This window comes from Arenimonas sp. SCN 70-307, from assembly GCF_001724815.1.
GTDB lineage: Bacteria > Pseudomonadota > Gammaproteobacteria > Xanthomonadales > Xanthomonadaceae > Arenimonas.
On the sequence record NZ_MEDO01000003.1, the window covers coordinates 1 to 22529 of the forward strand.

At 69.7% G+C, this 22529-nt stretch carries 17 protein-coding genes and 2 pseudogenes; 5 read left to right on the forward strand and 14 right to left on the reverse strand.

Features of this window, described 5'->3' with window-relative positions; all coding sequences use genetic code 11:
- Positions 1-143: 143 nt before the first annotated feature.
- The 6 genes from ABS41_RS01950 to ABS41_RS01975 all read right to left on the reverse strand — a co-directional run bounded on the left by ABS41_RS01950 (position 144) and on the right by ABS41_RS01975 (position 7507).
- On the reverse strand, positions 144-2825 hold the full coding sequence (locus ABS41_RS01950; protein ID WP_290589769.1) for a TonB-dependent receptor: 2682 nt from the start codon (positions 2823-2825) through the stop codon (positions 144-146).
- A gap of 221 nt (positions 2826-3046) precedes the next feature.
- Positions 3047-3952, reverse strand: coding sequence for a DUF4097 family beta strand repeat-containing protein (locus tag ABS41_RS01955; RefSeq protein WP_290589772.1), 906 nt, complete (start codon positions 3950-3952; stop codon positions 3047-3049).
- A 36-nt stretch (positions 3953-3988) separates the two neighbouring features.
- A complete protein-coding gene (locus tag ABS41_RS01960; RefSeq protein ID WP_290589774.1) occupies positions 3989-4444 on the reverse strand; it encodes a hypothetical protein in 456 nt (151 codons plus the stop codon).
- Positions 4437-5027, reverse strand: coding sequence for a sigma-70 family RNA polymerase sigma factor (locus ABS41_RS01965; RefSeq protein ID WP_290589776.1), 591 nt, complete (start codon positions 5025-5027; stop codon positions 4437-4439). Before ABS41_RS01965 ends, ABS41_RS01960 begins: the two co-directional genes overlap by 8 nt.
- A gap of 100 nt (positions 5028-5127) precedes the next feature.
- Complete coding sequence (locus ABS41_RS01970) at positions 5128-6876, reverse strand: phosphoenolpyruvate carboxykinase (GTP) (protein ID WP_290589778.1); 1749 nt, start codon at positions 6874-6876, stop codon at positions 5128-5130.
- Between the two features lie 49 nt (positions 6877-6925).
- On the reverse strand, positions 6926-7507 hold the full coding sequence (locus ABS41_RS01975; RefSeq protein WP_290589780.1) for a TetR/AcrR family transcriptional regulator: 582 nt from the start codon (positions 7505-7507) through the stop codon (positions 6926-6928).
- An 89-nt stretch (positions 7508-7596) separates the two neighbouring features.
- Between ABS41_RS01975 and ABS41_RS01980 the strand changes: the two genes are divergently transcribed.
- The 3 genes from ABS41_RS01980 to ABS41_RS01990 are packed head-to-tail and all read left to right on the forward strand — an operon-like array spanning position 7597 to position 11444.
- Entirely contained in the window at positions 7597-8496 is a 900-nt protein-coding gene (locus ABS41_RS01980) for an alpha/beta hydrolase (protein ID WP_290589782.1), read from the forward strand.
- Entirely contained in the window at positions 8493-10970 is a 2478-nt protein-coding gene (locus tag ABS41_RS01985) for an acyl-CoA dehydrogenase (RefSeq protein WP_290589784.1), read from the forward strand. The genes ABS41_RS01980 and ABS41_RS01985 overlap by 4 nt, the downstream gene beginning before the upstream one ends.
- 3 nt (positions 10971-10973) lie before the next feature.
- The gene (locus tag ABS41_RS01990; RefSeq protein ID WP_290589786.1) at positions 10974-11444 is read left to right on the forward strand and encodes a hotdog fold domain-containing protein; all 471 of its coding nucleotides are present in this window, start codon (positions 10974-10976) and stop codon (positions 11442-11444) included.
- A gap of 7 nt (positions 11445-11451) precedes the next feature.
- Here ABS41_RS01990 and ABS41_RS01995 read toward each other — a convergent pair whose 3' ends face one another.
- The 4 genes from ABS41_RS01995 to ABS41_RS02010 all read right to left on the reverse strand — a co-directional run bounded on the left by ABS41_RS01995 (position 11452) and on the right by ABS41_RS02010 (position 15191).
- Positions 11452-11802 (reverse strand): DUF1304 domain-containing protein, encoded by a 351-nt coding sequence (locus tag ABS41_RS01995; RefSeq protein WP_290589789.1) that lies wholly within the window; start codon positions 11800-11802, stop codon positions 11452-11454.
- Between the two features lie 12 nt (positions 11803-11814).
- Positions 11815-12657: an S-formylglutathione hydrolase gene (fghA, locus tag ABS41_RS02000; protein WP_290589791.1), complete on the reverse strand. Its 843-nt coding sequence runs from the start codon at positions 12655-12657 to the stop codon at positions 11815-11817.
- A gap of 1 nt (position 12658) precedes the next feature.
- Entirely contained in the window at positions 12659-13768 is a 1110-nt protein-coding gene (locus tag ABS41_RS02005; protein WP_290589793.1) for an S-(hydroxymethyl)glutathione dehydrogenase/class III alcohol dehydrogenase, read from the reverse strand.
- Between the two features lie 88 nt (positions 13769-13856).
- A complete protein-coding gene (locus ABS41_RS02010; RefSeq protein ID WP_290589795.1) occupies positions 13857-15191 on the reverse strand; it encodes an MFS transporter in 1335 nt (444 codons plus the stop codon).
- 170 nt (positions 15192-15361) lie between these two features.
- Here ABS41_RS02010 and ABS41_RS02015 point away from each other — a divergent pair, with 170 nt between their 5' ends.
- Positions 15362-16954 carry a choline dehydrogenase gene (locus ABS41_RS02015; RefSeq protein ID WP_290589797.1) on the forward strand — a complete coding sequence of 531 codons (1593 nt, stop codon included), beginning with the start codon at positions 15362-15364 and terminating at the stop codon, positions 16952-16954.
- 22 nt (positions 16955-16976) lie between these two features.
- Here the strand turns inward: ABS41_RS02015 and ABS41_RS02020 are convergent, their stop codons facing one another.
- Both ABS41_RS02020 and ABS41_RS02025 read right to left on the reverse strand, forming a co-directional pair.
- The gene (locus ABS41_RS02020; RefSeq protein ID WP_290589799.1) at positions 16977-18878 is read right to left on the reverse strand and encodes a M48 family metallopeptidase; all 1902 of its coding nucleotides are present in this window, start codon (positions 18876-18878) and stop codon (positions 16977-16979) included.
- Positions 18875-19471, reverse strand: a complete 597-nt coding sequence (locus ABS41_RS02025) for a LemA family protein (protein ID WP_290589801.1) — start codon at positions 19469-19471, stop codon at positions 18875-18877. The genes ABS41_RS02020 and ABS41_RS02025 overlap by 4 nt, the downstream gene beginning before the upstream one ends.
- Before the next feature lie 76 nt (positions 19472-19547).
- Between ABS41_RS02025 and ABS41_RS02030 the strand changes: the two are divergent.
- Positions 19548-20726: pseudogene (locus ABS41_RS02030) on the forward strand (serine hydrolase domain-containing protein); the annotation flags it as partial.
- A 285-nt stretch (positions 20727-21011) separates the two neighbouring features.
- Here the strand turns inward: ABS41_RS02030 and ABS41_RS02035 are convergent.
- A pseudogene (locus ABS41_RS02035) lies at positions 21012-21092 on the reverse strand (histone-like protein 2); the annotation flags it as partial.
- Positions 21093-22055: 963 nt separating this feature from the next.
- A complete protein-coding gene (gene gcvH, locus ABS41_RS02040) occupies positions 22056-22448 on the reverse strand; it encodes a glycine cleavage system protein GcvH (RefSeq protein ID WP_290589803.1) in 393 nt (130 codons plus the stop codon).
- Positions 22449-22529: the final 81 nt, after the last annotated feature.

Genomic DNA, 22529 nt, shown 5'->3' on the forward strand with positions numbered 1-22529 from the left:
GTCATCAAACGGGTGGCCTACGGCTACCGCGATGACGCCTACTTCTTCTTGAAGATCCGGGCGGCCTTCCCCGGACTTGGGTGAAGAGCCAAAAAAAAGGGCCCCCTTGCGGGGGCCCCCGATACAGCCAACTGCAACCAACCTTAGAAGGTGTGGGTGTAGTTGATGTAGGTCACGCGACCATAACCGTCGTACAGGTTGAAGTTGTAACCACGGCCACTGCCGTCGAGCGGATCCAGGACCGGATCCTTGTCGGCGACGTTGTTCACGCCGACCGACAGGCGGCCGTTCCACGGAGCGTTCCAGGTGAACTGGACGTCGTGGGTGGTCCACGACGGCAGGGTCAGCGCATAGCCGTAATCCGGCAGCGAGGCCTGCGACGACTCGGTGCCGTCGATGTGGTTGATGTTCCAGGTGACGGCGAAGTCACCGAAGGTCCACTGGTTGGTCATGTTGGCGCGGAACTCCGGGGCGCCGACGGTGCCGGTGACATCACCCGCGCCGTTGACCTCGTAGTTACGCACGTAGGCGATCTGCAGGCCGTTGCGCAGCGAACCCCAAGCGCCCAGGTCGAACTGGGTGCGGGCGTTGAAGTCGATACCATCGGTCTCGATGGTGCCGAGGTTCGCGTAGCCGATCTGCGAGTACAGGATCGCCTGCGTGACCGGGTCACGCGCGACGCCCAGGCCCAGGGCCGGCTGCGGCGGGACCTGGTTGGCCGGGAGGACGCTGACGCCCGACGGGCACACGGTGGACGAGCCATTGAGGCAGGCCACCAGGTCGGCGGTGTCGAAGAACGACAGCTGGTCTTCGATCTCGATGTTGTAGTAATCGAGGGTGATGTTCAGCCAGTCGGTGGCGTCCCAAGCGGCGCCGACCGAGAACTGGGTCGACTGCTCGGAGGTCACGTTCGGGTTGGCGATCGTGTACGAGGTGACCTGGGTCGAGCAGCCGGCGGGGGCGCCGAAAGCGATACAGGTCGCCGGGTCGGCGATGCCGTCGGCGCCGAAGGCCGGCTGCTGGCCAACGATGTCCAGGGTCGGGGCGCGGAAGCCCTGGCCGTAGGACGCACGCAGGGTCAGCGAGTCGAGCGGCTGCCAGCGCAGGGCAACCTTCGGGGCGAAGTCGTTGCCGTAGTCGCTGTAGTCGTCGAAGCGGCCGGCCACGTTCAGCTCGAGGTTGTCGAGCAGCGGGAACAGGGCCTCGAAGTACACGGCCTTCACGTCGCGGATGCCGAAGGCGGAGTTACCGGCCGAACCGGAGACCGAGCCCGAGGCCGACAGCGAGTCGTACACGTCGGACCAGTCTTCCTGGCGGTACTCGGCGCCGACCGCCATCGAAGCGGTGCCACCGGTCATTTCGAACAGGTCGAAGCTGGCGATGCCGTACACCTCGGTCTGGATCGTGGTGGACTCACGGGCCGTGGTGGTGATCATCGAGTTCGCGACGTCGGTCGACACGCCAAACGGGTTGGTGATGTCGTAGGTGCCGTCGGCGATCAGCGGGGCGGCCAGGGTGGCGACCACGTAGCCGCGGCCCAGGTCGATGGCCTTGTTCTCGGTGTAACGGGCACCGAAATCAACGTCCACCTTGCCGATGCGGCCCTGGAAACCGGCCATGAAGTCGTAGGTGTTGGCGTTGATCGAGGTGTCGCGGTTACCCAGCGCGCCGAAGCGGTGGCGCAGGAACACCGGCTGGCCGGCGAGGGCCGCGTAGTACGGGTCGGCCGGGTTGATGTTGGCCGGGTGGTTCGGGCTGTCGGCCGGGATGAAGATGCCGCCGCCCGGCCACGGGCTCGACGGCACCGGGGCGTAGCGACCGAACGAGGTGATGCGGGTCACCGTGGCGTTCATGTAGGTCGACCAGTCGTCGTTGATCTGGTAATCAGCGCGAATGAAGGTCGACAGGTTCTTCACCTGGGCTTCGTCGGCAGCGACGAAGGTGAAGTCGTAGAGGCAGCGGCTACCGGTGCCGGTGCCGATCTCGAAGAAGCCGTTGGTGGTGCAGTCGAAGCCCGGGACCTTGGAGCCCAGGGTCGGGTGCAGCAGGCGCGAACCCGGACGGAAGCCATAGAGGCTGCCCGGCGCGGCGACCGAGAAGTAGTACTCGTTCGAGAACGAGGAGATACCGCCAGCCGACCACTCGCGGTCACGCTGGAAGACGATCTCGCGCTCGTTCATCGAGACGCCGGCCAGCACGCGGCCGCGGTCGCTCGAGGCGCCGAAGATCATCGAGGCGTTCTCGGTGTCGCCACCCTCGCGGGTCGGCATGCCACGGCCGTAGGAGAACTCGGCGCCGTTGAAGTCCTTGCGGGTGATGATGTTGATCACGCCGCCGATGGCGTCGGAACCGTAGATCGCCGAGGCGCCGTCGGAGAGCACTTCGATGCGCTCAACAGCGGCCAGCGGGATGGTGTTGATGTCCTGGAAGTTGCCGGTGGCGGCAGCGACCGGGGCGCGACGGCCGTCGATCAGCAGCAGGGTGCGGCCGGAACCGAGACCACGCAGGCTGATGCCGGCGTTGGCCTGGGCCGAGCTGCCCGACTGCGGGCGGAACGAGCCGAAGCTGTTGAAGGTGGTGTTGCGCAGGTAGTCGGCAACCGACACCTCACCGGAGGCGTCCAGCTGGGCGCGGTCGATGACCGTAACCGGCAGGGCGCCCTCGATGTCGGCGCGCTTGATGCGGGAACCGGTGACCTCGATGGTCTCGAGGGTGGCGGCGTCCTCCGACTCCTGCGCGACGACGGGAACCGCCGCGAAGGTCGAAGCGGCGCCGGCGAGGAGCGCGAAGCGGATCGCGCCGGACAGCTGATTGAAATTAGACATTTTACTCTCTCTCCAACGTCAGAGTGATGGTGACTCTAGAGTTCGGGACAAAGCCTAGAGGAGGATTCCGTCATTGGAGGCCCCCTTGGCTCGCCGAGCATAACGCAATCTTTACGGCCAGCAAACGGGGTTAAGCGTCCGTATAGAGAAAAGTGCGATGCAGTTGGCAAAAAACCCGGGGTGCGTTCGCAGCCCGGGTTCCTGAAGTTCTTGATAATCAATCAGTTATTTGTTAATTCGATACGCACATCGCCCGAAAAGGCATCAACCCTCACCTCGCCAGCGCCGTCGCCCAAACGGGACTGGAGGCGCTTGCCAGGGCCGTAGCGTTCAGTCTGGACCTGGCCGACCGGGCTGGTGATGCCGCCACTGAAGGTCTCGATGGCCAGGCTGGCCGAAGTGTCGGCCGGCAGCCGCAGGTGCACGCTGCCCGACACCGAGTCGGCCACGATGCTGCCGCCGCGGGCCAGGCGTGCAGCGAGTTCCAGGTCGCCCGACACCGTCTCCATCCGCACCCGCCGCAGTTCGCCCAGGCGCAGCCTGGCGTCGCCGGACACCGTCTCCACGCTGAGCTCGTCGCCCGCGCCACCGTCGAGGCGGACATCGCCGCTCACGGTGTCAATGCTGATATCGGCACTTTCCAGCGCCGCGTCCACGTCGCCCGAGACGCTGTCGATGCTGACCGAAGCCAGGCGGCTGTCGCGCACCCGGACCTCGCCGCTGACGCTGTCCACCGTCAGGCGACCACCCCGCAGGCCGTTGATTTCCACCCGGGCACTGACCGCGTCGACGTCCAGCGTGGCCTTCGCCGGCACGGTCACCTCGAGCTGGCTGGGCTCGGAACGGGTGCCACGCGAAAACCAGCCGCCGCCGCCCTGGGGGTATTTCACCTCGATCGAAAGGCTGTCGCCGCCGCCCTCGACCAGCAGCTTCTCGACGCCCTCGCCCAGGGTGCCGGTGATGCGCACCTCCGGTCGGTCCCAGGTGCGCACGATGATCTCGCCCTTGAGGTTGTCCACCGACACGCGGCCGTCGGCGGCCAGCGGCCGGGTCTCGTTGATGGGCGTGCCGGCCAGCGCCGGCAGGGCGAACAGCAGGCCGGCGGCCAGCATCAGTCGGGGGAACATGGCGTACTCCTTATACATATCGTTGCGTCCGGGCCCTCAGCCCAGGACGGCGCGCTGGGTCAGGGCCAGGCGGCGGGTGTAGGTGCGCTTGAGCTGGTCGAGCAGCCGGGTCGAGCCGGGCTGCTCGGCCAGGGCGCCGCGGATCTCCTCCGCGCTGGCGTCGAGCGTGGCCAGGGCGGGCAGCAGGGGCTCGGGCACGGGCAGGCCGGCCATCTCGGCCAGGGCTGCCTCGTACTCGCGGGTCAGGGCCTCGACCTCGCGCTCGACCAGCGCCTGCTCCAGGCCGGGCGCCGGCTCGGCCGCGGGCCGCAGGTAAACCGCGGCGCCCACCGCCAGGCATAGGCAGGCCGCCAGCGCCAGCAGCGTCGGCCAAGGCCGCGCGGGGCTGCGTCGCGCGGGCAGGCGCGCGGCGATGCCGGGCCACAGGTCGCGCCGGGGCTCGATTTCCCGCGGCAGCTGCCGAAGTCGGAAACGCAGGGATTCGTCACTCATGGTCTTCTCCCAGGCGCGTGCGCAGGAGCTGGCGCGCGCGATGCAGTTGGGCCTTGGAACTGCCGACCGCCATGCCGAGCTCGGTGGCGATCTCGTCGTGCGTCCAGCCCTCGATGTCGTAGAGCACCAGCACCGCGCGGGCGCGCGGCGGCAGGCTGGCCACGGCGCGCTCGAGGTCGAGGCCGAGCGCGGTGCGGTGGCCGGCGCTGTCGGGCGTGGCCTGCCAGGCCAGCGCCTCGTCGTCGGTCTCCAGCGCCTCGGCGCCACGGCGCGCGCGAAGGTCCATCAGCGCCGTGTTCACCGCCAGCCGGTGCAGCCAGGTGCCGAAGGCGCTTTCGAAGCGGAAGCCCGGCAGCGCCTGCCAGGCGCGCACGAAGGCATCCTGCAGCAGTTCCTCGGCGCGGGCTTCCTGCCCGCACAGCCGGCGCAGCACCGCGAACAGCCGCGCCGAATGGCGGCGGTAGAGCTGCTCGAAGGCGCGCACGTCGCCCTCGCCGGCGGCGCGGACCAGGGCATGGTCCTCGTCGCGCGTGGCGCTCGCCCCGGGGCTGGTGGTGGCTGGATTCACGGCGAGGCTGAGCATACCCACTCGGATGCCGCCCGGCGCCGGAAGGTTTACAGCTGCCTGAAAGGCGACGGGCCGGCGCAGGGCCGGCCCGTCGGGGTCTTGCGATGGCGCGGGATCAGGCCAGTTGGGCGGCGATCTTCGCGCGCTCGGCCTTCAGGGCGGCCGGGGTGCGCTCGCCGAAGCCGTCGAGGTACTCGCCGATGTGCGCCATCTCTTCCTTCCAGCCGGCGCGGTCGATGCTCAGCAGCTCCTGCAGCACGGCCGGATCCAGGCCCAGGCCCTCGGTGTTGAGGTCGCCCGGCTCGGGCAGGTTGCCCACCGGCGTCTCGACGGCGCCGGCCTGGCCGGTGACGCGCTTGAGCATCCACTCGAGCACGCGCATGTTGTCGCCGAAGCCCGGCCACATGAACTTGCCCTTGGCGTCCTTGCGGAACCAGTTGACCTGGAAGATCTTCGGCAGCTTCGCGCCGGGCTTGTCGAACGACAGCCAGTGCGCGAAGTAGTCGCCGAAGTTGTAGCCGGCGAAGGGCTTCATGGCCATCGAGTCGCGGCGCACCACGCCCACCGCGCCGGTGGCGGCGGCGGTGGTCTCGGAGGCCATCGCGGCGCCGACCAGCACGCCGTGTGTCCAGTCGCGGGCCTCGAACACCAGCGGCACCAGCGAGGCGCGGCGGCCGCCGAAGACGATGGCGCTGATCGGCACGCCCTGGGCGTCCTCGGCCTTGTCGGTGTAGCTCGGGCACTGCTTCGCGCTGACGGTGAAGCGCGCGTTCGGGTGCGCGGCCGGGCCCACGGCCTTGTCGTAGGGACGCCCCTGCCAGTCCTGCGCCGGCGTACCCGAGGTCATGCCCTCCCACCACGGCTGGCCGTCGGCGGTGACGCCGACGTTGGTGAAGATGGCATCGCGATTGAGCATGGCCATCGCGTTGGGGTTGGTCTTCTCGCTGGTGCCCGGGGCGACGCCGAAATAGCCGGCCTCGGGGTTGATGGCGTACAGGCGGCCGTCGGCGCCCGGGTGCATCCAGCAGATGTCGTCGCCCACGGTCCAGACCTTCCAGCCGTCGCGGCGGTAGCCTTCCGGCGGGATTAGCATGGCCAGGTTGGTCTTGCCGCAGGCCGACGGGAACGCGGCGGCGACGTAGTGCGTCTCGCCCTGCGGGTTCTCGATGCCGACGATGAGCATGTGCTCGGCCAGCCAGCCTTCGGTGCGGGCCTGGTAGCTGGCGATGCGCAGCGCGTGGCACTTCTTGCCCAGCAGCGCGTTGCCGCCGTAACCCGAGCCGTAGCTCTGGATCATCAGCTCTTCCGGGAAGTGCATGATGAAGCGGCGGTCCGGATCGAGTTCGCCGATCGAATGCAGGCCGCGCACGAAGCTGCCGTCGCGCTCGATGCGCGCCAGCGCCGGCGCGCCCATGCGGGTCATGATGCGCATGTTGGCCACGACGTAGGGCGAGTCGGTGATCTCGACGCCGCAGCGCGAGAGCGGCGAGTCGATCGGGCCCATGCAGTAGGGGATGACGTACATCGTGCGGCCGCGCATGCAGCCCTTGTACAGCGCGTCCATTTCGCCGTGCGCCTCGTCCGGCGCCATCCAGTTGTTGTTCGGGCCGGCGTCGGCGGGCTGGCTGGTGCAGACGAAGGTGAGGTGTTCGACGCGCGCCACGTCGGTGGGGCTGGATCGGTGCAGGTAGCAGTCCGGGTGGGTCTGCCCGTTGAGCTTGAGCAGGTCGCCGTTGGCAAGCATCAGCTCGACCAGGCGGGCGTTCTCGGCATCGGAACCGTCGCACCAGTGGATGGCGTCGGGCTGGGTGAGCTGGGCGACCGAGGCGACCCAATCGTTGAGGCTGGCAAGCTTGCTGGACATTGCGGCACGGGCTCCTGGCGGGGCCATTGAAGGGAAATCGGGGGGCGGCTTACGGGATCAGCGTGGCCATCACGTGGCCGACGTAGGCCTCGAACTCATCGTGGTGGAGGCGCGGCTGGCCCAGCTGCAGGCTCAGCTGCAGGAAGCCCACGTAGGCGGCATAAGTGAGGCGGGCGCGGTGCTGCGCCTCGAGGCGCGCCATGCCGGCCTGGCGGAAGCTGGCCGTGAGGTAATCCATGCGTCGCTCGGACACGCGCTTGAGCACCGGCTGCACCACCGGGTGGTCGAGCGCCTTGAGCAGTTCGCTGTAGATGACGTGCGGCTTGAGTTCGTGCGCCACCAGCTGGAACAGCGCCTTCAGGCGTGCGCGCGGCTCCGGGATGGCCTCGAGCTGGCCGAACACGGTTTCCTGCTCCATGGTTTCCCAGCGCTCGAGCGCCGCCACCAGCAGGGCCTCGCGCGACGGGAAGTGCCAGTAGAAGCTGCCCTTGGTGACGCCGAGGCGCCGCGCCAGCGGTTCGACGGCGACGGCCGCCAGCCCCTGTTCGGCGATGACGTCGAGCGCGGCGAGGGCCCAGTCTTCGGCGCTCAGGCGCTGGGGGCGTTCGATCTTGGCGGCGGGGGTTACCATACGGTTGCCAAGTTTAAAGGATGGGGCCGATGATGCACCATACGGGCTGGTATTGACAGCGCCCGGAAAGCCAACCCATACTCGGCCGTATGGTAAATCCCGCCCCTGCCCTCGCCCTGCCCGGCCTGGCCTTCCGCGCCTTCGAAGCGGCCGATGGTCTGCGCCTTGCGGCCAGCACCACGCCGGGCCACGGCCCGGGGCTGGTGCTCGCGCATGGTTTCGGCCAGACGCGCCAGGCCTGGGCCGCCACGCAGCAGCGGCTCGCCGCCGCCGGTCGCGCCAGCCTGGCCTGGGATGCGCGCGGCCACGGCGAGTCCGGCCGCAACGCCAGTGACCACGCCTACCACGGCGAACAGTTCGTCGATGACGTCGCGCGCGCCGCCGCCGCGCTCGGCGGCCAGCCCGTGCTGGTGGGCGCCTCGATGGGTGGCCTGACCGGCCTGATGGCGCAGTCTCGCCACCGCGCGTTCTCGGCGCTGGTGCTGGTGGACATCACGCCGCGCTGGGAGGCCTCCGGCGTCGAGCGCATCCTGGGCTTCATGACCGCGCACCCGGACGGCTTCGATTCCTACGAACACGCCGCCGACGAGATCGCCGCCTACCTGCCGCACCGGCGCAGCCGAAAGACGCCCTCGCAGCTGGCCCACCTGCTGGTGCGCCGCGACGACGGCCGCCTGGGCTGGCACTGGGATCCGCGCCTGCTGGCCGAGTTCATCCCTTCCACCGACGGCCTGCAGGACGCGATCGAGGACGCCACGCGCGCCATCGACGTGCCGGTGCTGCTGGTCAGCGGCGGCCGCAGCGACCTGGTCTCGGCCCGCACCGTCGAACACTTCCTCGAGCTGGCCCCGCACGCGCGGCACGTGCAGCTGCCCGAGGCCACCCACATGGTCGCCGGTGACGACAACGACGCGTTCACCGACGCCCTGATTGAGTTCCTGTCCGACCTGGCCGAACCCCACGCGGCCACCCACGGAGATTCCCGATGAGCATCCTCGCGCCCTTCCTCGTCCTGCTGCTGACCGTGCTGTTGTCGGCCTACCACCGCTGGCGCCTGGCGGTCTTCGCCGCCGTCGCCGCCACCGGCCTGGTGGCCTGCGGCCTGGCCGGCGCCAACTTCACCGCGACCGTCGTCGCCGCGGTGCTGCTGGCGCTTGGCACCCTGCCGCTGCTCATCACGCCGCTGCGCCAGGCGCTGATCACGGCGCCGCTGCTGAAGTTCTACACCAAGATCCTGCCGCCGCTCTCGGACACCGAGAAGACCGCGCTCGAGGCGGGCACCGTCGGCTTCGAGGGCGAGCTGTTCTCGGGCATGCCCAAGTGGGAACAGCTGCTGGCCCAGCCCAAGCCGGAACTGACGGCGGAGGAACAGGCCTTCCTCGACGGCCCGGTCGAGCAGGTGTGCCGGATGACCAACGACTGGGAAATCACCCACGTCCACGCCGACCTGACGCCGGAAATCTGGGACTACCTCAAGAAGAACAAGTTCTTCGGCATGATCATCCCCAAGCAGTACGGCGGCCTGGGCTTCAGCGCGCTGGCGCACCACAAGGTGATCGAGAAGCTGGCCTCCGTGTCGGCCACGCTCAGCTCCACCGTCGGCGTGCCCAACTCGCTGGGCCCGGCCGAGCTGCTGCTGCACTACGGCACGCCCGAGCAGAAGGAGTACTACCTGCCCCGCCTGGCCGACGGCCGCGAAGTGCCCTGCTTCGCGCTCACCGGCCCCTTCGCCGGCTCCGACGCGACCTCCCTGCCCGACTACGGCATCGTCTGCGAAGGCGAGTGGAACGGCGCCAAGGTGCTGGGCGTCAAGCTCACCTTCGACAAGCGCTACATCACGCTGGCGCCGGTGGCCTCGGTGATCGGCCTGGCCTTCCGCCTGCATGACCCGGACAAGCTGCTGGGCGAGGAATCCGACCGCGGCATCACGCTGGCGCTGATCCCGCGCGACACCCCGGGCCTGGAAGTCGGCCGCCGCCATTTCCCGCTCAACTGCGCCTTCCAGAACGGGCCGGTGCGCGGCGAGCAAGTGTTCCTGCCGCTGAGCCAGCTCATCGGCGGCGAAGACTACATCGGCCACGGCTGGCGCATGCTGGTCGAGTGCCTGAGCGTGGGTCGCGCCATCACCCTGCCCTCCACCTCCTCGGGTGCGTCCAAGCTCGCGGCCGTGGTGAGCGGCGCGTACGCGCGCATCCGCAAGCAGTTCGGCCTGTCGATCGGCCGCTTCGAAGGCGTCGAGGAAGCGCTGGCCCGCCTGGCCGGCCACGCCTATGCCTGCTCGGCCCTGTCGCAGTCCACCGCCGCCGCGGTCGACCGCGGCGAGAAACCGGCCGTGCCCTCGGCCATCGCCAAGTACCACGCCACCGAACTGGCGCGCGAAGTGGCCAAGGACGCCATGGACATCCACGGCGGCAAGGGCGTCATCCTCGGACCGATGAACTACCTGGGCCGCGGCTGGCAGGCGGCGCCGATCTCGATCACGGTCGAGGGCGCCAACATCATGACCCGCTCGCTGATGATCTTCGGCCAGGGCGCCATCCGCTGCCATCCCTGGGTGCTCAAGGAAATGCAGGCCGCCCAGCTGCCGGACAAGGCGCAGGCGCTGCGCGAGTTCGACACCAACCTGTTCGGCCACATCGGCTTCGCCATCTCCAACGCCGTGCGCAGCTGGGTGCTGGGCCTGGTCGGCGCGCGCATCGGCAAGGCGCCGGGCGATGCCTACACCAAGCGCTATTACCGCAAGCTCAACCGCTACTCGGCCAACCTGGCGCTGGTGGCCGACACCTCGATGCTGATGCTCGGCGGCAAGCTCAAGTTCAAGGAAAAGCTCTCGGGTCGCCTGGGCGACGTGCTCAGCCAGCTCTACATCGCCAGCGCCATGCTCAAGCGCTACGAGGACGAGGGTCGTCCGGCGGCCGAACAGCCGCTGCTGGCCTGGGCTTTCCACGACTCGGCGCACAAGATCGAGCTGGCGCTGTCGGGCGCCCTGCGCAACTTCCCGATCCGTCCGGTGGGCTGGCTGCTGTGGATGCTGGTGTTCCCCTGGGGCCGCCGCGCGCAGGCGCCGAGCGACCGCCTGGGTCGCCGCGCCGCCGCGCTGCTGATGTCGCCCTCGGACGCGCGCGACCGCCTGGCCAAGGGCGTGTTCCTGACGCCCTGCGCCAACAACCCGGCCGGCCGCGTCGACAGCTACCTGCCGAAGGTGATCCTGGCCGAGCCGGTGGAGCGCAAGTTCCTCAAGGCGCTCAAGAACAGCGACATCGAGGCGCTCGACTTCGCCTCGCAGCTGGCCGAGGGCGTGGCCGAGGGCTGGATCACGGCCGAGGAGAAGGCCCAGCTCGAGGAGCTGCGCGCCATGACCTGGGACGCGATCACGGTCGACGACTTCGATCCGTTCGAGCTTCAGGCCGCCTCGCTGCACATGGCCAAGCCCGGCGCCACCCACGCTTCGCGCGCGGCCTGAGCCATGTCCGACACGCCCCTGCTCCGCCTCTACCGCAAGTTCACCCGCTGGCCGGCCGGCCACTGGCTGTTCAGCCGCGCGGTGTGCCTGAAGGCGCCCTACTTCGGCAGCGTGTCGCCGCGCTTCACGCTGCTCGAGAACGGCCGCTGCGAAGCGACCATCCCGCACAAGCGGCGTATGCAGAACCACATCGGCACGGTGCACGCCATCGCGCTGTGCAACCTGGCCGAGCTGGTGGCGGGCGTGATGACCGACGCCTCGCTGCCCAAGGGCATGCGCTGGATCCCCAAGGGCATGACGGTGCAATACCTCAAGCGCGCCGTCGGCACCCAGCGCGGCATCGCGACGCCGCTGGTGCCCCTGGTCGTGGCCGACGCCGGCTACGACTTCCCGGTCAACGTCGACGTGCTCGACCCGGCCGGCGAAAAGGTCTTCAACGCCGTCATCACCATGTGGGTCAGCCCCAAGCGCTGAGCCACGCTCAGAGGTAGTGGACGGCGATGGCGGCCAGGATGGCCGGCAGGGCCTGGACGTAGAGGATGCTGCGCTTGACGGTGGCGGCGCCGAACAGGCCGGCGACGACCACGCAGCCCAGGAAGAACAGGCAGATGCCGCGCGAGCCCAGCCACAGGCCCCAGAGCAGGCCGGCGGCCAGGAAACCGTTGTAAAGGCCCTGGTTCATCGCCAGCTTCGCCGAACGCGCCGCGAAGTCGGCGTCCAGCCCGAACACCTTGCGGCCCAGCGGGCGCGTCCAGAAGACCATCTCCAGCAGCATGAAACCCAGGTGCAGCAGCGCCACCAGGGCGGTCAGGACGAGGGCGAGCAGGTGCATGGTCGGTCTCCGTCAGTCGGAAAGCTGCGCGGCGTGGTGCCGCAGGTGGTCTTCGATGAAGCTGGCGATGAAGTAGTAGCCGTGGTCGTAGCCCGCGTGGCGGCGCAGCGTCAGCGCCTGCCCCGCTTCCGCGCAGGCCGCCTCGAAGCGGTCGGGCTGCAGCTGCGGCTCGAGGAATTTGTCGTCCAGCCCCTGGTCGACCAGGATCGGGCGGCCGAACGGGCGCCGGCGCACCAGCTCGCAGGCATCGTGCTCGGCCCAGGCGCGATGGTGTTCGCCCAGGTAACGCGAGAAGGCCTTGCGGCCCCAGGGCACCAGGCCCGGCGCCACGATCGGCGCGAAGGCCGACACGCTGCGGAACACCGTCGGGTGCTTGAGCGCCAGCGTGAGCGCGCCGTGCCCGCCCATCGAATGGCCGGTGATGCCGGTGCGGCCCGGGTCGGCCGGGAAGTGCTCGCGCACCAGCGTGGGCAGCTCGTGCACGACGTGGCTCTCCATGCGGAAGCGCGACGACCACGGCGCCTGGGTGGCGTCGAGGTAGAAGCTCGCGCCCTCGCCGAATTCCCAGTCGCCGGTGGCGCCTTCGAAACCGGTGTCGCGCGGGCTGGTGTCGGGCATCACCAGCACCAGGCCCAGCTCGGCGGCCACCCGCTGGGCACCCGCCTTCATCGTGGCCGTTTCTTCGGTGCAGGTCAGGCCGGCCAGGAAGAAAAGCACCGGCACCCGGCCTTCGCGCGCCTGCGGCGGCTGGTAGACCGCGAAACGCATCGGCCCGCCGCAGGCCGCCGAGTGCGTGCGGTAAAAACCCTGCACGCCGCCGAAGCAGCCGTGCTCGGAGATCACTTCCAGGGTCATGTCAGTACACCACCACGCTGCGGATCGACTCGCCGCGGTGCATCAGGTCGAAGGCGTCGTTGATCTTCTCCAGCGGCATCGTGTGGGTGATCAGCGAATCGATGTCGATCTTGCCGTCCATGTACCAGTCGACGATCTTCGGCACATCGCTGCGTCCGCGGGCGCCACCGAAGGCGCTGCCGCGCCAGTTGCGGCCGGTGACGAGCTGGAAGGGCCGCGTGCTGATCTCGGCGCCGGCCGGGGCCACGCCGATGATGATGCTGGTGCCCCAGCCCTTGTGCGCGCACTCGAGCGCCTGGCGCATCACCTTGACGTTGCCGATGCACTCGAACGTATAGTCCGCGCCGCCCTTGGTCAGCGACACCAGGTAGGGCACCAGGTCGCCCCCGACCTCGGCCGGGTTGACGAAGTGGGTCATGCCGAACTTGCGGGCCATGGCCTCGCGGGCCGGGTTGAGGTCGACGCCCACGATCATGTCGGCGCCGGCCAGGCGCAGGCCCTGGATCACGTTCAGGCCGATGCCGCCCAGGCCGAACACCACCGCCTTGCTGCCCACCTCCACCTTGGCGGTGTAGATCACCGCGCCGATGCCGGTGGTCACGCCGCAGCCGATGTAGCAGACCTTGTCGAAGGGCGCGTCCTCGCGGATCTTCGCCAGCGCGATCTCGGGCACCACGGTGTACTGCGCGAAGGTGGACGTGCCCATGTAATGCAGCACCGGCTTGCCATCGAGGCTGAAGCGGCTGGAGCCGTCGGGCATCAGGCCCTGGCCCTGGGTGGAGCGGATGGCCTGGCAGAGGTTGGTCTTGGGATTGAGGCAGTACTCGCACTGCCGGCACTCGGGCGTGTAGAGCGGGATGACGTGGTCGCCCTTCTTCAGCGTCGTCACGCCCGGGCCCACGTCCACCACCACGCCGGCGCCCTCGTGGCCCAGGATGGCCGGGAACAGGCCCTCCGGGTCGGCGCCCGAGAGCGTGAACTCATCGGTGTGGCATACGCCGGTGGCCTTGATCTCGACCAGCACCTCGCCAAAGCGCGGGCCCTCGAGGTCGACGGTCTCGATCGTCAGCGGCTTGCCGGCTTGGTGGGCGACGGCGGCGCGGGTCTTCATGGCGTGGCTCCCTGTGGAATGCCCACAGGGTAGCGCCAGCGGCGCGGGAAATTGTTGCCGCGGCGCGAAATCCCGCGGGCGGCGCGCCTCAGCGCGGCTCGGGCGGCAGCTTGGCCTGCTCGCGGATCAGGCGCCAGGCGCCGAGCGTCATGATGCCGGCCACCAGCATGCCGGTGCCGAACACCACCGCCGAACCGAAGGCCGCCAGGAACTTGTGCGCCCAGACGAAGAACAGGTCGCCGCCGCGGTACACGGCGGTGTCGATCACGGCCTTGCCCTTGTAGCGAACTTCGCGGTCGACGCGAGTGTAGATCGTCTCGCGACCAGGCTTGGCCAACGAGAACTCGCCGGCGCGCGTAGCCACTTGCACCACCGCCACCAGCAGCGGCAGCGGCGAGGCGGTAAGCGCGGCGAAGCCGAGCAGGATCGCCACCGCCGGGATCAGCAGCACCGGTGCCACGCCAAAGCGCACCAGCAGCGTGCGGGTCAGGAAGACCTGCACCAGGATCGTCACCAGGTTGATGGCCAGGTCGATGTTGGCGTAGTAGGCCGTGCGCGCCTCCACGTCGGGGAAGAACTGGCGGGCGATGGCCGCCTGCTCGTTGTAGAGCAGCGTGCCCACGCCCACGCCGAAGAACATGATCACCGCCATCGCCTGCAGCAGGGGCTGTTCGCGCAGCAGGCGCAGGCCGGCCAGCACGCTGCCGCCCATGGCCTGCTCGGCACCGGCCTTGCCGCGCTCGGCCTCGCGCAGCCGCGCCCAGCGGCCCAGGCGCAGGATGCAGCCCACCGCCAGCGCCATCAGCGCCGCCGAGACCAGCAGCAGGTTGGCCACGCCGATCTCGTTGACCAGCAGACGGGTGATGATCGGGCCGGTGAAGCCGCCGATGGTGCCGCCGGCGGCGATGAAGCCGTAGAGCCGGCGCGCCTCGATGTCGGTGTAGATGTCGGCCATGAAGCTCCAGAACACCGACACCGCGAACAGGTTGAACACCGCCACCCAGATGAAGAACACCGCGCCGCGGCCCGGCACCTCGCGACCGAACAGCACGTAGAAACCGAGCAGGCAGGCGATGAACAGCACGTACAGCACCGGCAGGAACACCCGCCGCGGGTATCGGCTGACCAGGGCGCCGTAGGCCGGCTGCAGCAGCAGCATCATGATGAAGGTGCCGGTGAACAGCACCTGCAGGGTCAGTTCGCCCAGCACCAGGCCGCGTGCGGCCGCCCACTCCACCAGCCCCGGCGGGAACACCGCCTGCACGTCGTCCGAGGCGCCCATGGCGTCGCGCACCGGCCGCAGCACGTAGTAGCCCGTGAGCAGGAAGAAGAAATACAGGAACGACCACAGCAGCGGCGGGAACTCCCGCAGCGCGCCGCGCAGGTGGTCGAAGCGGCCGGCGGTGGTCGGGGCCTGGGTCATCGGGGATCCGCGGAAGGTGCGCGCACGATAGCCAACCCGGCCCCCGGCCGCCAGCCAGCCGGGCGGACAGTGACGCTGTCCACGGTTCGCGGAACCGGACGCCCGCGCCGAGTGTTTGCTCTAGAAACGGGGCCTAGCCTCGGGCGGTCATAGAGAAAGAAGCACATCGAGTGTACGACTACATCATCGTGGGTGCGGGCTCCGCGGGCTGCGTGCTGGCCAACCGGCTCAGCGAGGACCCGGACTGTCGCGTCCTGCTGCTCGAGGCCGGCCCCAGCGACTGGCATCCCTTCATCCACATGCCCGCGGGCCTGGCCAAGCTGGTCGGCCGCAAGGGCGTGAACTGGGACTACAGCACCGCGCCCGAGCCGGCACTGGCCGGCCGCCAGCTGTGGTGGCCGCGCGGCAAGGTGCTGGGCGGTTCGAGCTCGATCAACGCCATGTGCTACATCCGCGGCCACGCCGGCGATTACGACGAGTGGGCGGCGATGGGCGCGGAAGGCTGGCAGTGGTCGAACGTGCTGGACTATTTCAAGCGCAGCGAAGGCAACGAGCGCGGCGCCAGCGAACTGCACGGCGGCGACGGCCCGCTGGGCGTGTCCGATCCGCGCCACCGCAATCCGCTTTCCGAGGCCTTCCTCGAAGCCGCCGGCCAGGCCGGCCACGCCCGCACCGACGACTTCAACGGCGCGCGCCAGGACGGCTTCGGCTGGTACCAGACCACCACCCGCGATGGCGCGCGCTGCTCCAGCGCCACCGCCTACCTCGCGCCGGTGCGCCGGCGAGCCAACCTCCGGGTCGTCACCGGCGCGCGCGCCAACCGCGTCACCTTCGACCAGGGCCGCGCCACCGGCGTGGCCTGGAGCGTCGGCGGCAAGGCCTTCTGCGAGGGCGCGGCCCGCGAGGTCATCCTCTGCGGCGGCGCCATCAACTCGCCGCAGCTGCTGATGCTCTCGGGCATCGGCCCGGCCGCCGACCTGCGCCGCCACGGCATCGGCGTCATCGCCGACCTGCCCGGCGTGGGCGCCAACCTGCACGACCACCTCGACATCTGCACCCTGCAGCGCTGCACGCAGGGCCTGAGCTACGACACCGCCAGCGATGCGGCCGTGGCCTTCCAGTACTACCTGATGGGACGCCGCGGCCCGGGCGCGAGCAACATCGCCGAGACCGGTGGCTTCCTGCGCAGCCACCTGGCCGAGGACGAGCGGCCCGACATGCAGTTCCACTTCGTGCCGGCCCAGCTCGACGACCACGGCCGCAACCGCCTGCCGGGCAGCGGCTACACCCTGCACGCCTGCGGCCTGCGTCCGCGCAGCCGCGGCCGGCTCACGCTCGCCAGCGCCAACGCCGGCGACAAGCCGGTGATCGAAGCGGGCTACCTCAGCGACGCCGAGGGCTACGACCTGAAGGTGCTGGTGGAGGCCGTGCGCCTGAGCCGCGAGATCCTGGCCCAGCCGGCCTTCGCGCCATTCCGCGGCGAGGAGCTCTTCCCGGGCGCCAACGTGCGCGACGAGGCGGGCATCGTCGAATTCATCCGGCAAAAGGCCGAATCGATCTACCACCCGGTCGGCACCTGCCGCATGGGCCGCGCCGCCGACCCCGACACCGTCGTGGACCCGCAGCTGCGGGTGAAGGGCGTGGCCGGCCTGCGCGTGGTCGATGCCTCGGTGATGCCGCGCCTGGTCGGCGGCAACACCAATGCGCCGACCATGATGATCGCCGAGCGCGCCGCCGACCTGATCCGCGGCCTCGCGGCCTGAAGCGGCCCGCCACGGCGGGCGCTCAGCGCTCGAGCAGCGGCGGCAGCGGGCAGTGCAGGCAGGCGCAGGCCACGCGCAGGAGCTCGGCCTCGGCCACCGACAGCCGGCCGTCGTGGCTGACCGCCGCCACCAGGCCTTCGACCAGCAACTCCTTGCCCACCGGCTCGAGTTCGTCGAGCACCGGCCAGGCTTCGTCCAGCGCCGCCAGCACGTCCGTCGGCGGACGGTAGGGTGCGTCCATGCGCGGGTAAACGCGGGCCATGCCGGCCAGGTAGGCGCGCATCGCCGCGGCCGGGTCGGAATGGCCGGCCTGCGCCAGCACCGCCAGCAGGTTCACCGCCTGCGGCGCGCAGCGCGAGAGGTGGCGATGGCCGGGCACCCAGGCCCCGGCCGGGTCGAGCGCGTCGCGCACCTGCACGCGCAGCAGGCGGCCCAGGCAGTACTCGAACAGGCTGATGCGGCCGTCGGCGTGGCTGAGCGCGAAGCAGCTGTCCATGAAGCGCTCGAGCTCGGGCCGGGGCCGCTTGCGCAACGCCGGCATGGCCATGGCGGCCAACGGCAGGTGCAGCATGCGCGGCAGGTCGGCCAGGCGCTCGGCGTAGTCCAGGGCCTGGCGCGCCACGCGCTCGTCGTGGCGCGCGGACAGCTCGAACTGCTGGCGCTCGCGCACGGGACCGGGGGCGGCCATCAGCAGGCCCAGCAGCAGCGGCACCGCTTCCTCGCGATCATGCGCGGCGGTGCGCAGCGTTTCCGGCACCGCACCCACCAGCGCGCCGGCGCGCACGTAGTCGTCCGACGCCGGGGCGCCGACCTGGGCCACCACCGCCGGCGGCGTCACCGCCAGCTCGGTGGCGTCGCCCGGCAGCGGCGGCGGCGAAGGCGCGAGGCCCAGGGCCATGTCTTCGTCCAGGCCCGAGGGCGGATGCATCTGGTAACGCGCCTGCAGGTCGGCCAGCATCGCCGGCCGGAACGAGGGCTCGAGCGCCTGGATGCGATCGACGATCGGCGGGTGGGTGGCGAACATCGAGGAGAAACCCACGCCGTCGCCAAACAGCATGTGCGCCACTTCTTCGGTGTCGGGATTGCCCAGGCGCGAGCCCTCGGGCACGCCGGCGATCTTCTTGAGCGCGCCAGACAGCCCCTTGGTCTGGCGGGTGAACTGCACCGCCGAGGCGTCGGCCAGGTACTCGCGCTGGCGGCTCACGCCAGCCTTGATCAGGCGCCCGAAGAACAGGCCCACGTAACCGATGATCATCAGCGCCAGCGCGGCCACCAGCACCGGCGCGCCGTTCTTGCCGCGGGCGCCGCGCCCGTGCACCAGGATCTTCCGGCCGACCACGGCCAGCACCAGGATGCCGAACAGCACGCCCATCAGCCGGATGTTCAGGCGCATGTCGCCGTTGAGCACGTGGCTGAACTCGTGGGCGATCACGCCCTGCAGCTCGTCGCGGTTGAGCCGGTCGAGCGCGCCGCGGGTGACCGCGACGGCGGCGTCGGAGGGCGCATAGCCGGCCGCGAAGGCGTTGATGCCGGCCTCGTGCTCGAGCACGAACAGCTGCGGCACCGGCACGCCCGAGGCGATGGCGATCTCCTCGACCACGTTGCGCAGGCGCCGGTAGTGGAAGTCGTGCGTGTCCTCGGGCACCGGCGTGCCGCCCAGGCCCAGCGCCACCGCCGCGCCGCCCTGGCGCAGGCTGGCCAGGCGGTAGAGCGAGCCGAAGCCGATGATGCCCAGCGTCAGCGCCGTGGCCATGCCCAGGCCCGCGGCCAGCGAACCCGGCGACGAGACCTTGCCCATGCCGCCGAAGAACAGCAGGAACACCAGGTTGACCGCCAGCACGATGGCGGCCACCGCCAGCACGAACAGGATGACCAGCCGGCGCGACTGCCGCCGCGCCTGGTCCTGCCGGGCGAAGAAGTTCACGCGCCGAAGCTGACCTTGGGCGCCTCGCGCTGGCCGGGCTCGGTGATCTCGAGCAGGGCGGCGTGGGCGAAGTTGAACATGCCCGCGACGATGTTCGAGGGGAACACCTCGCGCTTGTTGTTGTAGGCCATCACCGAGTCGTTGTAGGCCTGGCGGGCGAAGGCGATGCGGTTCTCGGTGGAGGTGAGCTCCTCGCTGAGCTGCATCATGTTCTGGTTGGCCTTCAGGTCCGGATAGGCCTCGGCGACCATCATCAGGCGGCCAAGCGCGCCGGCCAGGCCGGTCTCGGCGGCGCCGAGCTGGGCCATGGCGGCGTCGTCGCCCGGGCGCGCCTTGGCCGCGGCCAGGCCGCTGACGGCGGCGGCGCGGGCCTGGATGACGGCCTCGAGGGTCTCGCGCTCGTGCTTGAGGTAGCCCTTGGCGATCTCGACCAGGTTCGGGATCAGGTCGTAGCGCCGCGTGAGCTGCACGTCGATCTGGGCGAAGGCGTTCTTGAACGCGTTGCGGGCCGTCACCAGCCCGTTGTAGATGCCCACGCCCCAGAAGGCAGCCACGGCGCCCAGCACCAGCAGTCCGATCAGAACCGTCGTCATCTTCGATCTCCCCTGTTGACGGCCGCCGCGCGCACCCCGCGCTAGAATGGCCTCGTCCGTCAAGCATACGTCGCCCATGCCACGCAAGAAAGACAGCACCGCGCCGCGCCTCGTCCGCCTCCTCGCCCCGGCCCTGCTCGCCCTCGCCGGTCTGGCCCACGCGGCCGCCGACCCGCGCCAGGATTTCAGCCAGGAGGCGCGGGAGCTCGAGCGCATCGCCGAGCAGATGGTGGCGCGTGCGCGCATCCCGGGCATGGCGATGGCCATCGTCGAGGACGGCAAGGTGGTGTCGCTGCGTGGCTACGGCGTGGTCGACAGCAAGCTGCGCGATCCGGTGACCCCGGACACGGCCTTCCGCATCGCCTCGCTGTCGAAGGCCTTCGCCGGCACCATCAGCGGCCTGCTGGTGCGCGACGGCGCGATGGGCTGGGACAGCCCCATCGTCAACCAGCTGCCCGCCTTCACCCTGCGCGACGGCGAGGCGGCCCAGCGCATCACGGTGCGCAAGATCCTCAGCCACCAGGTCGGCCTGGCCTACAACACTTACGACCGCGACCTCGAGGCCGACCAGCCCTACCCGCTGCTGGCGCAGAAACTCTCGCAGGCGCCGCTCACCTGCAGCCCGGGCGAGTGCTACGGCTACCAGAACATCGCCTTCAGCCTGGTCGGCGACATGGTGTTCGCCACCACCGGCGACTTCTACGCCCACCAGGTCGAGAAGCGCATCTTCCACCCGCTGGGCATGTACGGCGCCACCTTCGGCCGCGACGAGCTCGAGGCCAGCCCGAGCTGGGCACGCCCGCACGTGCGCAGCGGCGGCACCTGGGTGCCGGTGCGCCCGAAGGAAAACTACTACCGCGTGCCGCCGGCCGCCGGCATCAACGCCTCGGCCCGCGACATGGCGCAGTGGCTGATCGCCCAGATGGGCCACCGCCCCGACGTGCTGCCGCCGGAACTGCTGGCCGAGATCCAGGAGCCGCAGGTCGAAACGCCCGGCGAGATCCGCGGCAGCGGCTGGCGCGGCGAGCGCCTGCGCGCGGCGCACTACGCCCTGGGCTGGCGCGTCTACGACTACGCCGGCCACACCGTGGTCTTCCACGGCGGCGCCGTGCAGGGCTACCGCGCGCTGGCGGGCTTCGTGCCCGAGCGCGGCGTCGGCATCGTGGTGCTCTGGAACAGCGAAAGCACGGCGCCCTGGGGCCTGCTGCCGGTCACCCTCGACCGCGCCCTGGGCCTGCCGCGCAAGGACTGGCTGGCACCGCCGCCGCCGGCGCGCCGCCGCCGCTGAGGCCAAACCCCGGAAACAAGAACGCCGGCATCATGCCGGCGTCGTGCGTGCCTTTGGAAAGTCTCCCTCCCCGCCTGGGCAACACGGGGAGAGAGTCCAGCTTGTCGCTTTGTTGCCGTCTGCGCTTTACAGCGCCGGAGCAACCGGGGCGGCCGGCATGGCAGCCGGCTTCTTGGCGGCCGGCTTGCGCGCGGCCTTCTTCTTGGCAGCCGGCTTCTTGGCAGCCTTCTTGGCGGCCGGCTTCTTGGCAGCCTTCTTGGCCGCCGGCTTCTTGGCAGCCTTCTTGGCAACCTTCTTCTTGGCGGCCTTCTTGGCCGCCGGCTTCTTGGCGACCTTCTTGGCAGCCTTCTTGGCGACCTTCTTCTTGGCAGCCTTCTTGGCAACCTTCTTCTTGGCCGGCTTCTTGGCAGCCTTCTTCACGGCCTTCTTGGCCGGCTTCTTGGCGACCTTCTTGGCGACCTTCTTGGCCGCCTTCTTCACGGTCTTCTTGACGGCCTTGGCGGCCTTCTTCACGGTCTTCTTCGCGGCCTTCTTGGCCGGTTTCTTAGCAGCAGCTTTCTTCGTAGCCATGGTCAACTCCTCGTCAGTTGGCTTTTGGACTGCCCAGTCACAAAGGCACCGCCACGGGATCATTCCCGGGGCGAACCGCCACCACGGTCATGCCGTGGCGGTCGGATTCTTGCCGGCGCGGGGCGGCGCCGGAAACAAAGACGCCCGGACCGAAGACGGACCGGGCGTCGGAAAAGGGGGTGTTGCGGGAGGTCGCGTCGCCTTTCGCGGAGGGATGTTTGCCCTGACCCACCGTTTTGAGTTCCGGGGTGGAGTTCGGTTTGGCGACTCGATTTGTCGGCGCGTTCCTGATCACTCGCTTCCGCGGTTGACAACTGCTGGGCGAAAGCTAATCAGGGGATTTTGCGATGTCAACAACTTCGCCGAAAAAAATTCAAGGCCTGGTCGTCGGGATTTGCTGCCGCTGGTCGGCTGGCGTCGGCCGACGAAGCCACCGACTTGTGCCTGCGAAAAACACCGAGTGAAAAAAACATCGGGAAAAAAGCCTTCCGCGCTTGGCGGAGACGGCGCGGGCAATCATGCCGGCCGACGCGCGGGCCAGCGCGAAGGCATGCCGAAGGTGCCTTCCGGACGCCTTTCGGCGGCCTCGCCGGAAGTGGTCGCCGGCAGGTTTTTTCGCACCGCAAAATGCCAAAGTGCGCGGATTGCGCGCGCCGCGATCCGGCGGCGACGGAAAAAAAACGGCCGCCCTGGGGCGGCCGTCGGGTGCATCGGGCGGCTGTTGGGTCAGCCTTCGTCCTCGAGCAACTGGGCGTAGTCGTCGGGCGAGAGCAGCTCGTTGAGCTGGTCGGGCTCGGACGGCTCGAGCACGAACAGCCAGCCTTCGCCGTAGGCGTCTTCGTTGATCGTCTCGGGCTTGTCCGACAGCGCCGAATTGACCTCGACGATGGTGCCGGCGACCGGGGCGTAGACGTCGGAGGCGGCCTTGACCGACTCGACCACGGCGGCGGCGCCGCCCTGCTCGACGCTGTCGCCGACGTTGGGCAGCTCGACGTAGACCAGGTCGCCGAGCAGGCCCTGGGCGTGGTCGGAAATGCCGACGGTGACGCGGCCGTTGTCTTCGACGCGGGCCCACTCGTGGGACTTGAGGAACTTCAGGTCGCCGGGAATCTCGCTCATCTTGGGCCTCGATCTTTGGGGGGCGGCTGGGGTGCGGCTAGTTTAAACGCGGCCGGGGCGCGCTGGCACCCGGCGCGGAGG

What these genes read in the sequence shown, in the direction of transcription:
- ABS41_RS01980 (WP_290589782.1), top strand. Translation starts at nt 7,597, where the DNA reads ATGGTAAATCCCGCCCCTGCCCTCGCCCTGCCCGGCCTGGCCTTCCGC.
- ABS41_RS01995 (WP_290589789.1), bottom strand. Translation starts at nt 11,802, where the DNA reads ATGCACCTGCTCGCCCTCGTCCTGACCGCCCTGGTGGCGCTGCTGCAC.
- fghA (WP_290589791.1), bottom strand. Translation starts at nt 12,657, where the DNA reads ATGACCCTGGAAGTGATCTCCGAGCACGGCTGCTTCGGCGGCGTGCAG.
- ABS41_RS02005 (WP_290589793.1), bottom strand. Translation starts at nt 13,768, where the DNA reads ATGAAGACCCGCGCCGCCGTCGCCCACCAAGCCGGCAAGCCGCTGACG.
- ABS41_RS01960 (WP_290589774.1), bottom strand. Translation starts at nt 4,444, where the DNA reads ATGAGTGACGAATCCCTGCGTTTCCGACTTCGGCAGCTGCCGCGGGAA.
- gcvH (WP_290589803.1), bottom strand. Translation starts at nt 22,448, where the DNA reads ATGAGCGAGATTCCCGGCGACCTGAAGTTCCTCAAGTCCCACGAGTGG.
- ABS41_RS01950 (WP_290589769.1), bottom strand. Translation starts at nt 2,825, where the DNA reads ATGTCTAATTTCAATCAGCTGTCCGGCGCGATCCGCTTCGCGCTCCTC.
- ABS41_RS01955 (WP_290589772.1), bottom strand. Translation starts at nt 3,952, where the DNA reads ATGTTCCCCCGACTGATGCTGGCCGCCGGCCTGCTGTTCGCCCTGCCG.
- ABS41_RS01985 (WP_290589784.1), top strand. Translation starts at nt 8,493, where the DNA reads ATGAGCATCCTCGCGCCCTTCCTCGTCCTGCTGCTGACCGTGCTGTTG.
- ABS41_RS01965 (WP_290589776.1), bottom strand. Translation starts at nt 5,027, where the DNA reads ATGCTCAGCCTCGCCGTGAATCCAGCCACCACCAGCCCCGGGGCGAGC.
- ABS41_RS02010 (WP_290589795.1), bottom strand. Translation starts at nt 15,191, where the DNA reads ATGACCCAGGCCCCGACCACCGCCGGCCGCTTCGACCACCTGCGCGGC.
- ABS41_RS01990 (WP_290589786.1), top strand. Translation starts at nt 10,974, where the DNA reads ATGTCCGACACGCCCCTGCTCCGCCTCTACCGCAAGTTCACCCGCTGG.
- ABS41_RS01975 (WP_290589780.1), bottom strand. Translation starts at nt 7,507, where the DNA reads ATGGTAACCCCCGCCGCCAAGATCGAACGCCCCCAGCGCCTGAGCGCC.
- ABS41_RS02025 (WP_290589801.1), bottom strand. Translation starts at nt 19,471, where the DNA reads ATGACGACGGTTCTGATCGGACTGCTGGTGCTGGGCGCCGTGGCTGCC.
- ABS41_RS01970 (WP_290589778.1), bottom strand. Translation starts at nt 6,876, where the DNA reads ATGTCCAGCAAGCTTGCCAGCCTCAACGATTGGGTCGCCTCGGTCGCC.